The following is a 12934-nucleotide window of genomic DNA, read 5'->3' as shown; positions in this document are numbered from 1 at the left end:
GAAGTAATTTTGCAGATGGCTTGGATGGCAGCTCTGACTGCCTCGTTCGGCGGTATGCCAAAGAACTGCAAAATTCAAGATGTCCGCGTTTGGAGGTATCAGTGCCCGCCGAGGGTGGGCGCAGGCGTTCTGCGGCGGCTTCCTGCTCCGCGGTGTGCCGTCCGACCTTCCCGGGACACCGCATTCCTCGAAAGGGGAACGGCGCCCCCCACTTCGTGGTGATGTGCCCGAGCCCGGTGGCTGCGAGCGTCGGATGCGGCGATCGCGGGAGGTCCGCGGTGCTGAGGGAGACATCGTGTGGGTGTGTTCGGGCGGCGGGGGAACCGCCGCGAGGATGGATTTCTACGAGCGCCGCGGCGCCTGGGGTGACTGCGACGGCACGGCGTGCGGCGTGACGGGGCGCGTCGCATGAACGTCATGGAGGCCAGCGGTCTGGGCAAGCGGTACGGCCGCACTTGGGCGCTGCGCGAGTGCACGCTGGCGATCCCCGCCGGTTACTTGGCCGCGCTGATCGGCCCGAATGGCGCCGGCAAGACCACCCTGCTGAACCTAGCCGTCGGCTTGGCGCAACCAAGCACGGGTGCCGTCACTGTGCTGGGCGGTCGGCCGGCCGGGTCGCCGGTCGCGTTGGACGGCATCGCGTTTGTCGCGCAGGGCACGCCGGTCCACAAGAACCTGTCCGTTGCGGACATGCTGCACCTGACCCGCAACCTGAACCGGCGCTTCGACCAGGCATATGCCGAGGCCCGGCTGGCCGAGCTGGATATCCCGCGCAACCGGAGGGCGGGCAGGCTGTCCGGCGGCCAGCAGGCGCAGCTCGCGCTGACCCTGGCGCTGGCTCGCCGGCCGCGGCTGCTCGTGCTGGATGAACCGGTGGCGATGCTCGACCCGGTTGCCCGGCACGACTTCATGGCTACGGTGGCGGCGGCGGCCGACGATGGCGTGTCGGTGCTGCTGTCCTCGCATGTGCTGGCCGACCTTGAGCGGGTGGCCAACTACCTCATCCTGCTCTCGAGGGGCCGGGTGCAGGTAGCCGGGGAGGTTGACGACCTACTCGGCTCGCACCGCATGCTCACCGGCCCGACTGGCGAGGCAGGCAGATATTCCGAACGACCGGTGGTGCATGTACACCGTGCCGAGGCCCAGGCCCACCTGCTGGTCCGTGCCGGTGCCGACGACCCGGTCCCGCCGGGCTGGCAGGCGCAACCGGTCGGCCTGGAAGAACTCGCCCTGGCCTACCTGCGCGAGCCCGCCGCCGCGGCGCTGCCCGGCCTGGACGCCGAATCGTCGGAGGTGGCGAAATGACCGCGCCGACCCTGCCCGCCCGTGCCGAGGAGGACGCGCGTCTGCGGCCGGTGTCGTGGCGGCGGATGGCCTGGGTCACCTGGCGGCAGCACCGGACCGTGCTGGCCGGCGTGGCCGTGCCGCTGGGCGTGCTGGCGGTGTACCTGTGGCTCGCCGGTCTTGCGCTGCACCACGCCTGGATCGCTGTGGCAGCCTGCCACCCGGCAAGCTCACTTGCCTGCCAGGAGGCAATCAGCAACTTCAACGACACCTACGGCTCAAGGGCGCAGGCAGCCGAGTTCCTGCTGCAGGCGGTGCCCGCGCTGATCGGGGCGTTCGTCGGCGCACCGGTACTGGCGCGGGAGCTGGAGACCGGCACCTTCCGGTACACCTGGACCCAGGGCTTCGGCCGGTGGCGCTGGACGCTGGCCAAGCTGGTGCCGCTCGCGATCGCGGTGGCGGTCGCCGCCGGGGCGTTGAGCGTGCTGTTCTCCTGGTACGTCCAGCCGCTGTTCGCCGACGGCAACCAGACCCCGCTCGCTCCCATCGTCTTCGACCTGCGTGGGGTCGCGTTCGCCGCCTGGACGCTGGCCTCCTTCGCGATCGGCGCCCTGGCCGGCATGCTTATCCGCCGGGTCGTCCCCGCAATTGCCGCCGCCCTGGCCGCCTACGTCGGCTTCGCCCTCGCGGTCGGCGTGTTCCTGCGCCAGCACTACGCGGCGCCACTGGTCACCAGCAACCTGAACGTGCCCAGTTCCGGGTGGATCATGAGCCAGTGGTGGACCAAGGGCGGCAGGTTCGTCTTCGCCGGCCGGCCCCCTGTTGGCCTCGCCATGCAGATCTGCCCCCTGCCCACGGCGGGGTTTAGCAAGCCGTCGCCGGGAACGATCTGGCAGTGCTTCGTCCAGCACGGCTACACGCAGTGGACGAGCTACCAGCCGGCTGGCCGGTTCTGGCCATTCCAGTGGATCGAGGGCGGCTGGCTGCTCGCGCTGTCAGTGCTGCTGATCGCCGTGGCCGTCTGGTTGGTCCGCCGCCGGGCCAGCTGACGCGTCCCGCGATGCGGCCGCCACAGATCGCCAGGGAGCAGCCGTGCAGCGGCAGCGGCACATCCGCCCCTCCGGTTGGCAGCCCGGCAACCCGGCGTGCTGACCTGCCGGCTGCCACCACACCCCAGGTCTGCCGCATGGCGGATCTGCCAACATCCACATGAGAGGAAACGCGATACACATGAACTGGATCACCCGGCACCGAACACACACCGCACGGCCACCAGTCCGGCGGCCGCGCCGGTGGCTGGCCGCCGCGCCCCTGGTGGCTTGCCTGGCCGCCGCGTTCCCGGCTGCTGCCGCAACCGGCGGCACGGCCACATCCTCGGCCGCGGGGACAGCGATAAATTGCGCGCCGCCCGGGGTGAAGCTGGCACCGTGCTACAGCCCGCAGGCGTATGAGCTGGCCTACGGCGTCGCGCCGCTGCTCAGCCAGGGAATCGACGGAAGTGGCGAGACCGTGGTCGTAGGACCCGAACCGGCCGCCGCCCCGCCGTCCATGGATATCCGCCAGGACCTGGCCGCGTTCGACAACACGTTCGACCTGCCCCCGGCAAACCTCCAGGTCGTGAATACCATCGCCCAGGCCGCGACGCCCTACCTCGCTGGCGACGAGGAAGTCACGGATACCGAGATGCTGCACGCGATCGCGCCCGGTGCCACCCTCGACGTCGTCCTGGTACCCCACGATGTGACCGCGAGCAGCGCGAGCTTCGCCGCCGCGATCACCCAGGTGATCCAGGCCGGCGTCGCCCGGCACGCCGCGGTGGTCTCGATCAGCGCCAGCGTCGGTGAACACTTCCTCACCAACGCCGAGGTGGCTCAGATGCACGCGGCGCTGCAGCAGGCCCGCGACCACGACGTGACGGTTGTCGCCTCCTCCGGCGACGCCGGGGCGATCAGCGACGCCGGCCCACCGAAACAGGTCAGCCTGCCCGCCTCCGACCCGCTGGTGCTCGGAGTCGGCGGCACCATCCTGGACGCGGCCAGGCCGTCTGGCACTTACCTGGGCGAGATGGCCTGGAACGGTGGCGATGACGCCTCCGGCGGCGGCTACAGCACTCTGTTCCCCAGGCCGGCCTACCAGGACGGAGTCGCCCGGACCGGCGTTACGCGCGGCGTACCCGACGTGGCCGCCAACGCGGACTCCGCCACCGCCATGGCCCTGGAGTACAGCGACGGCGAATTCCGGCCGGCCCCCGGCACCAGCGCTGCCACCCCGCTGTGGGCAGGCGTGATCACCCTGGCCGACCAGGAGGCCCGCCAGCACCTCGGCTTCGTCAACCCCGCCATCTACGGCATCGCCAGCGGCCCCGCCTACCACCGGGCCTTCCACGACGTGGTCACCGGCGACAACTCGGTGCTATCGCCGACCGGCGTCATCGTCGGCTACAACGCGGGACCCGGCTGGGATCCGGTCACCGGCTGGGGCAGCCTCAACGCCCAGTATCTCGTCCCGCTGTTGGCGCACCCGGTCGGCTCCGGCGCCTGACCAGACCGCGCTGCCGGGCCATACCGACCCGGCAGCGCGGCGACGTCAACATCGATGTACCACGTACGTGGCCCGGCCAGCAGGCCGAGCTCGGGCGGCCGCAATGCCGCCGGCTCCTGGATTCGCAGGCCGACACGGCGATACACGAAACGCCCGACCACTGGTGTCGCGTCTTGGCCGCCGCCTTCCGTCCCATCAGCCGACCAAAGGAGCAGCATGGTGAACGCACGCCTGGCAGCCCCCCTCGCGTTGGGCCCCGGGTTTGGCCGCCGCGCTCGTCATCGCAACGGTGGCGGGCCGGTACTCGGCGCTGCGCGCGGCCCGTTCCCGGGACCGATGCGCCGCGTAGTACCCGACGTGCGCGGACACGCCCCTGGTCACGCGCCATATGGTGAGCCGGATGGGTAAGCGGTGGGGCCTGCGGGCCAAGATGGCCGGCTCGTACGTGCTGGTGACCATCGCGGCTGTCGCCGTGGTGGAGGCCGTGGTGCTGGTGCTCGTCGTGCCCGGCCTGCTGGGCGGCCGGGACGCGCGTACCCTGCTGGTCAACGTAACCGCACACGATCTCGCGGCCAGCGCCGGCCAGATCGCCACACGGTTGGGACGGCTGCCGGATGCTGGCCAGTTCCCGGTAGGCGATCCCGGCCTGCGGCTGCCACCCGGTCAGGCGCAGGCCACACCGGACGGTGCCGGGGTGCGCATCCCCTACACGCCGACCGCCCAGCACAGCGGCGCCCCGATGTCCATGGCGCTGCTCGCCGACCCGAAGGGACGCATCGTCAGCAGCTCGTACCCGGCCCGGTACCCGCCCGGCGGCGAAATCGGCGGCAACGGCGTTGGACCGCTCCCAGGCGGCATCATTGCCAAGCTCCGGGACAGCCGGAAGGGCTACTCCGGGCGGAGCGCGGTGTCCGGTGCCGAGGTGTTGTGGGCCGTCGTCCCGGTGTATGCGACCCCAGCCGGGACGTCGACCGGCACGGAAAGCGCCCACCTTGCGGGGGCCGTGGGCGCCGTGTACGTGCAGATCCCGGCCGCGGCCAAGCTTGCGGCAACGGCCAGCCAAGGCCCAGGCATCTGGACGAACCTGTCCGCGCAGCTGGGCATCGGGCTGCTGGTACTCCTCGGAGCGCTGCCCGTAGGCGCGGTGTTCGGGCTGCTGTCCACCCGGCGGCTGCTGGGTCGGCTGCAGCACCTCGCGACCAGCACCGCTGCGGTCGCTGACGGCGACTATCAACGGCGGGTACCCGTCTCCGGCCGCGACGAAGTCGCACAGCTGGAGACGGGCTTCAACCAGATGGCCGAACGGCTGGCCGACGCGATGGCGACCGAGCGGGCGCTGGCCGGCGCCAGCGAACGTGCCCGCATCGCCCGGGAACTGCACGACTCGATCTCCCAGGACCTCTTCTCGCTGCGCCTGCTCGCGGGCGGCCTGCGTCGGACGCTGCCCGCCGACTCCCCGCTGTACCCACGCGTCGAGGCCATGGAGCACACCGTGTCCGGCACCCTGCACGAGATGCAGGCGCTGCTACTGGAGCTGCGACCGGTCGCATTGCGCGACGCCGGACTGCTACCCGCCCTGGACGAGCTGTGCCGCGCCTACCGCGACCGGCTGGGCATCGCGGTCGAGGCCGACCTGGAACCGATCGAGCTGGACCCGGCCGCCGAACCGGCCGTGCTGCGCGTGGTGCAGGAGGCACTGGCCAACGCGGTCAAGCACGCCCGGCCTTCCCGAGTGGTGCTGCGGACACGCGACGCGGGCGGCGGCCGGGTGGTGCTGTCGGTCAGCGACGACGGTACCGGCTTCGATCCGGTCCGGGCCGGCCAGCGCCACGGGATGGGTTTGGACCTGATGCGCGAAAGGGTGGCCGAACTGGGCGGCCAACTGCACCTGGAGTCCACGCCCGGCAACGGAACCACCGTACGGATCACACTGGGGCCCACACCATGATCAAGGTACTCATCGTCGACGACCACAACGTGGTCCGCCAAGGGCTGCGGTACCTCCTCGAGCAGGAGGACGGGATCGAGGTCGTCGCCGAGTGCCCCGACGGCGAAAGCGCGATCACCGCGGTCCAGAACCTGGCGCCCACCGTGGTGCTGCTGGACCTTTTCATGCCCGGTACGAGCGGCCTGGACGTACTCACCCGGATTAAACGCGACAGGCCGGAGACCGAGGTGGTGATGCTCACCTCATCGAGCGCCGACGAGCACCTGCTCGCCGCGGTACGCGCGCGCGCCCTGGCGTACCTCCCGAAGACCGCCGACGTCGACCACGTCGTCGCGTCGGTACGAGCCGCAGCCCGCGGAGAGAGCCTGCTCGACCCGCGGACTGCGGCCCGGCTCGTCCGCGAGGTACGCGACACTCGTCCCCGGCGCGACCCGCTGAACCACCTATCCCCGCGCGAGACGCAGGTCCTCACGCTGCTGGCCCGCGGAAAATCCAACCGGGAGATCGCCCGCGCTCTCGCGATCACCGAGGAGACGGTCAAAGCGCACGTATCGAGCATCCTCGCCAAGCTGCACCTCACCGACCGCACCCAAGCGGCCATCTTCGGACTGCAGCAGGGACTCGTCCCGCTGAACGAGGCACTCGAATAAGACCGGCGATCCACCTGGCGATCCTGACCCGCAGGTGCGCGCCGCGATCGCCGTGACCCTCGCTCGCAACGCCTGCCCGAATCTGACCGAGACTCTGCAGAACTTGGCCTCCGACGAGTCCGCCGCAGTACGGGCGGGTCTGGCGACCGCGCTGGGCCTCTGCGGTTGGCCCGGCGCGCGTCCACTCATCGTCGCCCTCACCCAGGATCCAGACCGGGCCGTGCGAACACACGCCAACGTGGCCTTGGACCGCATCCAGGAACGCCACAGCTCTACCTGAACAGCCAACGTCCGCTCAGTAGCCGAGAACCGGATACCTGATCACGTTGCGCGCCGGGATCGTGGTGAGAGATGATCGGGTTCGTGACGTTCGGAAAGGGCGCCCCGCGCCTCGCAGAGTGAACGGCCCAGCGCAGGTGTCCTCCTTTGGCGACTGGGGATGGCTGGAAGCGGGCATCGTCTCGGGTGATGTTCTGGTGCCCGGCCGCGATGTACGGTCACACATCTTTGACGGGGTCAAGGCTGACCGGGATGGTGTGCTGACTCGCCGCCTGCTGACCTTCGCCACCGACCCCCGTCTCTCGGTGCGGCGGACGGTTTACGCGTTGCTCGACCAATTGTGCTTCCAGATCTCCGACTGGCCTCTGGTGGCAGACGCAGCCGAACCGGCCCTCAGAGACGTGGATCCGCAGGTGCGACGAACTGCCGCGACGTTGCTGGCGGATACCGCTGGATCTGATCGGGCCATGACGGCGTTGAACGCCTCGTCCGATCCGGTTGCCCGAATCGCCCTGGTGGATGCGCTGATCCGGCCCCCGGTGTCGCGGCATCGAGCCGTCCTGGAACGCCTTCGCTCGGACTCCGTTGCCGCGATCCGGCTTTTGGTCACCATCGCCACCTTTAGCAGGGACGAATCGGCGGCCTGGCCGGCGCTCGACGCCGCCGTTCGCGCCGATCTTGAAGCTTCCATCGGTGTTCTCGACGCGCCGGGATCCCGTCTTTCGCTGACTGCGGGCCAGCGCTGGGCGCTGGCGTTAACCGGCCTGGACCGGGAGCAGGACTGTTACGCCTGGGTGCAACGGCTGACGGACCCGGCCGAGAGCCCACAGGTCAGGCTCGAAGGCGTACGGATGGCGGTCGCTGCGATGCGTCAGTGGCGCGCCGCGCCCGGCCGGTTGACGCCGCTGCTAAGCGCTCTGCTGAGAGATAAGCCTTCAGAGGTACGGTCGGCGGCGCTGCGCGCGGTGGTTGCGTCCTTGACCGCGTCCCGGCTGGCCGCCGACGAACTCGCGGCGGTGCTGGACGACGCTGAGCTCAGCGCGGCGGCGACCATCGCGCTGGGCTGCGTCGGCGACCATCGAGCGGCGCCGCATCTGGTCCGGCTCATGCTCTCCGGCAGCGACGAACCCCGCCTGGCCGAGGCGTTCCGGGCGGTCGCCCGAGCCGGCGCCGATCCACAGGCGCCGGTGGCCGCCGCCCGACAAGTCTTGGCCGCGCTGCCGGATTCGTGCGCGCCGAGCCTGCCGATGCGGGTGCTCGCCGCTTTCGGTCCGGCCGCAGCCGCCGCAGTGCCGGAACTCATCGCCAAGCTCGAAGGGCCCGAAAACGACACTCCGGACTCCGCGATCTACGTCCTGGGAAGGATCGGCCCGGCCGCCGCAGCCGCGGTCCCGCTCCTGCGGCAGTACCCGACACAAGGCGCCACGCTCGCCCTTGTCCACATCACGTCGGACCGGGCAGTCGCCGACCAGTATCTCGCCAGGCGACAAACAGAACTTCGCCGCGACCGCACCGCGTCGGCGCTGCTGACCTGGCTCGCCGAGCACAGCGAACTCACCGTCCGGCAACACAGGCAGCTGCGGAGCCTGTTCCGGACCCGCGGATTTGGGCAATTGGGGACGGCCGGCGCACTGTGGCTGCACGAAGGCCCCGCGGCAGCCGATGAACTGCTCGATGCGCTGCCGGCCTACCTGTCCGACGATCTGTACGGACGCAAGGCGCTACAGGTTCTGACCGCGATGGGGTCGCACGCTCGGCCGATCCTCGACCGGCTGGACCGGATCGCCGCCTCCCGACGTAGAGTGGGACTGCATATCGGCGACGACGACGCTGAGATGCGCGCGGATGAGATGCTGCTCGCCGCCACAATCGCCGCCCGCAAGCAGATCGCCGGATGACCCAAGGCGGTGCGGAACCAACCGTCGCGTTGCCCTCGTGCACTCGCTTCTGCTTGATATGCAGGCAATCTTCGTTGACTCCTTGCCGGTATTGGCGGTGGGTTCGATGGAGAGGTGCCTGCATGTCTCCCTTGCTAGGTCTTCAGTTGCGGCGGTCACGGACGGTGCCTGGCGATCTCGTCGTCCGCAACCTGGGCAGCGCAGTTCGTAAATGCGTGCGGGCCGCTCCAGCTGGTGAGCTGGGCGGCCCGCGTGGGTTGTGTCGTGATAGTTACGAGATTTGTTGGTAGAGGGCGGTGATCTGGGTTGGGGTCAGAGCGTATTGCCAGGCTTGCACGTTGCTGATGGTGCCTGGGAGGAAGTCGGTGGGGGTGGCGTTGAACAGTCCGCGGCCGATGGTGAATGGCCCGGTGGCGTCCGAGGTGGTGACGTTGGTGGCGGTGCCGGTGAGGGTTCCGTTGACGTAGAGCTGGGCGGTGTGGGTGGTGGCGTTGTAGACGCCGACGAGGTGGGTCCAGGCGGTGGTGGCCCCGGCGGCGTATGCGGTGGCGAAGCTGGAGCCGTCGCTTGTGGGGATGTTGAGGGCCCAGCCGGGGGCGTTGGCGTGGGTGTAGTTGTACTGGAGGAAGAAGCCGCTGGTGGTGGTGCCGTCTTGGCCGGCGATGGTGGCGTTTCGGGTGGGTGTGGTGGTGAGTTTGACCCAGGCGGAGACGGTGAAGCTGTTGGTGGTGGTCAGTGCTGCGCCGGTGGTGGCGGCGTAACCCGTGGTGCCGTCGAGGGTGAGGGCTTCGCCGTGGGTGGCGTCGGTGGTCCAGGTGGTGGTGCCGGCGAGCAGGGCCGGGTTTTGGCCGGTGGTGTCGGTGGGGTGGTTGACGTAGGGGTTGATGGCGTTGGGGGCGGTGTCTTCGGCGAGGGGGAAGGTGGGGTCGAGGGTTCCGTCGGTTAGTGCCCAGGTGTCGTGGGGGCCGAGGTAGGCGTTGGTGAGGGCGGCGTAGCCGGCGTTGGTGAGGTTGACGTGGTCGGTGGTGGCGGCGTTGGGGTCGAGTTTGGTTTCGCCGTTGGTGGTGTCGAGCACGCCGATGGTGGTGTCGGTGTCGATGTAGTACAGGGCGGGGGTGGTGGTGGGGTCCATCGTGAGGGGGTTGTTGGCGAGGTAGGCGTTGGTGAGGGTGCGGTCGGCGTCGATGGTGGTGGTGCAGGGGTCGTTAGTGCTGTTGCCGGTGGCGCCGTCGCCGGTGTAGCCGTCGCAGGCGGTCAGGCTGATCGCGGCGGTGTTGATGTTGTTGGCTTTCAGGTAGGACAGCAGTTGCCGGTAGCCGTCGGTGAGGCTGTCGGCGGTTTGGCCGTTGAGGAGGTCGTCGAGTCCTTCGTCGAGGATGACGGTGGTGAGGCCGGGTTGGTCGAGGATGTCGCGGTCGATGCGGGACAGGGCTGAGGGTTTCGAGGGCTCGCCGCAGAAGCCGGCGGTTCGGGATTGATCCTTGCCTGCGGCATGTGCGCCTTCGAATCAAGCGGCGCGCTCGGGCAAGTTGTTCAATCGACTGGTGACCGTACGTGCTCGAGGCGCCACCGGGTCGGCGGCGACTGCGGATTTGGGTCATGGCCGGTTGGTCAGCCGCTCGGGCTGAACGCGGTGGCGGTTGTCGCTGCGCCCGACAGTGATGACCGCGGCGAATGCCGCAGCCAGGTCGGAATCGTCCCGCCTGCGGCATGAGCCGCGGGAGGTCACACGCCTTTGCGTCGGCGCCCGAGCGTGGCCGCGGCCATCGACCATTTCGGGGTAACTCACCCACGGTCGGGCAGCACCACTCGGTCGGCGTCAGTCGCGGCGGTCCCCCAGTCCGTAACCTTGCGTACCGTGCGCCCTGTCATGCGGCGCACCGCTCGGCTTCCGCTTCTGCTTGCCGACGAGCGGGTGGTGGAGTGGCGCAACCTCGACGCCTTCGTGGATGACGCTCGTCGGAACGGAACGGAACGGAACGGAACGGAACGGAACGGAGCGGGCTGGGTTGACGCGTCTGGGACGGAAAGCATGTGCGTTGTCAGCAGACTCTTCGCGTCGAGTGCTCATCTGTCGCTACTATCCGCGCGAGTATTACCAAGGGGCGAACCCAGAGTTTGGACGAACAGACCGCGGCTCTGCGCCAGTAGTAACACCACCACGAACGACAACGGTAGGGCGGCATCGTGAAGCCGTCCGGCCGCGTACCTCGTCAGCGCGTTCCCTCACCAGGAGCACGCTTCTGTTCCGAGCTAAACGCGGCACACCACCTAGTCGATGGCTAGGGAAGTGTGCTGTGCTCGGACCACTCCCTAGACGAGGTAGCAGCGGGAGCAACGTTGGAAATTTTCTGGTTAACTTCTGCAATTGGTGCCGTCGTGATCGGTTTAGTTGCCCTGACGGCGACATGGGGCAGAAGCCATGAACGCCGCGAAGCCGCGTTGGAAGTCCTTCGACTCCTGCTTCGATCTCGGGGACGGTGAGCAGAAGGGGCGCGATTAGCGGCGGCCCCGAGGAAGACGTCGGGCTGGCGCGAAGTGCAGACGCACGCCCAGCCTGCCGTCGCCTTTCATCTGAAGATTCAGTGGTCGGGCGTCTAGTGTCCTGTAATTCCGGTTGCTTTACGCCTGCATCATGATGGCTGGCGAGATGACGGCCACGATGGTGCCGGCGGTGAGGCTGATCATTGAATCGCGAAGCTTGGGCTTGGATGCCGCGGTGGATCAGCGTTGGACCCACGCCGGTCCGCGGGGGACCAGTAGCCCGGCCCGGACGGCCCGGAACGTCACCGCGGTGTATGGCCACGGATAACGCCAGCCGTACCGGTCCTCGGTCTGATGGTCATCGTTCGCGTCGAGATAGATCGACTCTGCCTCAAACAGCCAGACAAGATCGTCATAGTTCGGAATGGGCTCCATGACCACCGCGGCATGTTCACACATCCAGTCGTGACCTCGCACCCGACGTCCGCGCGGGCGCTGACAGGCTCGCTTGTTCCGTTTGTGCCGCGCGTCTGCCCCCGGCCCCGGGACCGGTTCGGGATCCTGCCGTGTCTGCCCGCTGGGGTTCGGCTAGGTTGGCCGCGTGGATATCCAGGTTCTGGAGGGTCGGCTCATCGAGGTGCCGAGTGCCGAGGCCATTGGCATGGATCGTCGCGCCTTCGGCGAATTCGTCGGCCCTCGGGGTGAGCTGGCCTCGTACGCGTTTGGTTGGAGGACAGGGTCGCAGCCGCACGTCGCTCGGCTGTCGATCGGGATCGGCGTCGGCAATCCCGGCGGCGGCACGTTCCACGCCGTGGTGTTCGATCACGAAGACGGCCACGCCTTCTCGCTCGTCGACGAGCCGTTCGAGCACGTGCCACAGGGCGGACCGGACCTGACAGCGGACCAGGCGCGCGCCCACGAGGATCTGCCGTTCGTGTGGTGGGTCGCGGACCACATCATGGAGCGTGATCGACGCGCACGGTGGATGCGGCACTGGCTGCTAGGCACTCGCTGCATCCAGACCATCGAAGTCTTCGAGCTTCGTGAGCCCATCCTGTTCATAGCCAACGACGCCGACGACGGCCTCTGGCAACTCATCGGCACGACGGACGCCAGCAGCAGCGGGAAGGTCGGACATCTCCACCACGCCGTGGACGAAGATGCGACGCTGGTCGATGTCCTCGACTTGGCGCCCGGCCACAGCGCAAGCCGAACCCACGTCGGAGGACCCTGGACCCGCCACCTTGGCACCCCCGCCTAAAAGACGAGCACACGTCGACGGCTTCGTCAGCAATCGAGAACGCCTTACTTTGCCGCTGAACGTCTTCGCCACGGGCCCGGGTCGGTCCGACACTCCGTGGGCGCTACCGTGGCCCAGGGGAACTCGCGGTGCTCACCGAACTGCCCATGTGAGTGCGTCGGCGACAACGCCCTGGTCCGTCATATCCTTCGCAAAACACAAGCGCGGCGTGTGCGGTTGCCCAAGGGGTGGTGCGGTGTTCCGCTTCGAGCCAGGCGTGACCGGCTTCCGCGACCGGAACAAGCCTGAGCTTCCCCTGACCGACATCCGGACGTTCCGGGCAGCATGCGACGCGGCCGCGCGCGCCGCTGAGGGAACCGTGGATCGGATAACCGAGCGCACCTATCCCGTTGATCGCGTTCGTTCACCACAGCATCGACTCTTGGCCCTCTCCGGGATTATTCATGGATTCGCCAAGCTGAACCCGCGTGTTCGCGGACATGGGCTTCACGCTCATGAGCAGGCGACTGCTCGACTCTCCGCTCAGCGAAGTCGACACACACATCAAAGCATCAACCGGGCCCGCCGTGTCACACAGGTCCTGAGACCG

10 protein-coding genes and 1 pseudogene are annotated in these 12934 nt (G+C 68.7%); 9 read left to right on the top strand and 2 right to left on the bottom strand.

Annotated features, from left to right (window positions below):
* The first annotated feature begins 408 nt into the window (after window positions 1–408).
* From Raf01_RS35475 to Raf01_RS35445, 7 genes and pseudogenes are all read left to right on the top strand, one after another.
* Window positions 409–1305 carry an ABC transporter ATP-binding protein gene (locus Raf01_RS35475; protein WP_203922472.1) on the top strand — a complete coding sequence of 299 codons (897 nt, stop codon included), beginning with the start codon at window positions 409–411 and terminating at the stop codon, window positions 1303–1305.
* Entirely contained in the window at window positions 1302–2333 is a 1032-nt protein-coding gene (locus tag Raf01_RS35470; RefSeq protein WP_203922471.1) for an ABC-2 membrane transporter-related protein, read from the top strand. The genes Raf01_RS35475 and Raf01_RS35470 overlap by 4 nt, the downstream gene beginning before the upstream one ends.
* Window positions 2334–2697: 364 nt before the next feature.
* Complete coding sequence (locus tag Raf01_RS35465) at window positions 2698–3825, top strand: S53 family peptidase (RefSeq protein WP_203922470.1); 1128 nt, start codon at window positions 2698–2700, stop codon at window positions 3823–3825.
* 400 nt (window positions 3826–4225) lie between these two features.
* Window positions 4226–5773 (top strand): HAMP domain-containing sensor histidine kinase, encoded by a 1548-nt coding sequence (locus tag Raf01_RS35460; RefSeq protein WP_203922469.1) that lies wholly within the window; start codon window positions 4226–4228, stop codon window positions 5771–5773.
* Window positions 5770–6423 carry a response regulator gene (locus Raf01_RS35455; RefSeq protein WP_203922468.1) on the top strand — a complete coding sequence of 218 codons (654 nt, stop codon included), beginning with the start codon at window positions 5770–5772 and terminating at the stop codon, window positions 6421–6423. Before Raf01_RS35460 ends, Raf01_RS35455 begins: the two co-directional genes overlap by 4 nt.
* Window positions 6424–6454: 31 nt before the next feature.
* Window positions 6455–6703, top strand: a pseudogene (locus tag Raf01_RS35450) (HEAT repeat domain-containing protein); the annotation flags it as partial.
* A gap of 118 nt (window positions 6704–6821) precedes the next feature.
* Window positions 6822–8600, top strand: a complete 1779-nt coding sequence (locus Raf01_RS35445) for a hypothetical protein (protein WP_203922466.1) — start codon at window positions 6822–6824, stop codon at window positions 8598–8600.
* Window positions 8601–8871: 271 nt separating this feature from the next.
* Here Raf01_RS35445 and Raf01_RS35440 read toward each other — a convergent pair whose 3' ends face one another.
* Entirely contained in the window at window positions 8872–9732 is an 861-nt protein-coding gene (locus Raf01_RS35440; RefSeq protein WP_203922465.1) for a LamG domain-containing protein, read from the bottom strand.
* Window positions 9733–9906: 174 nt separating this feature from the next.
* On the opposite strand from Raf01_RS35440, the gene Raf01_RS50680 reads away from it, so the two are divergent.
* Window positions 9907–10035, top strand: coding sequence for a hypothetical protein (locus Raf01_RS50680; RefSeq protein WP_275413124.1), 129 nt, complete (start codon window positions 9907–9909; stop codon window positions 10033–10035).
* Window positions 10036–11324: 1289 nt separating this feature from the next.
* Here the strand turns inward: Raf01_RS50680 and Raf01_RS35435 are convergent.
* Window positions 11325–11525, bottom strand: a complete 201-nt coding sequence (locus Raf01_RS35435) for a hypothetical protein (protein WP_203922464.1) — start codon at window positions 11523–11525, stop codon at window positions 11325–11327.
* A gap of 196 nt (window positions 11526–11721) precedes the next feature.
* Here Raf01_RS35435 and Raf01_RS35430 point away from each other — a divergent pair, with 196 nt between their 5' ends.
* Window positions 11722–12345, top strand: a complete 624-nt coding sequence (locus tag Raf01_RS35430; protein ID WP_239134224.1) for a hypothetical protein — start codon at window positions 11722–11724, stop codon at window positions 12343–12345.
* The last annotated feature ends 589 nt before the right edge of the window (window positions 12346–12934 follow it).

The sequence above is a fragment of the Rugosimonospora africana genome, assembly GCF_016862975.1.
GTDB lineage: Bacteria > Actinomycetota > Actinomycetes > Mycobacteriales > Micromonosporaceae > Rugosimonospora > Rugosimonospora africana.
This window is presented reverse-complemented; position numbering and strand designations above follow the sequence as displayed.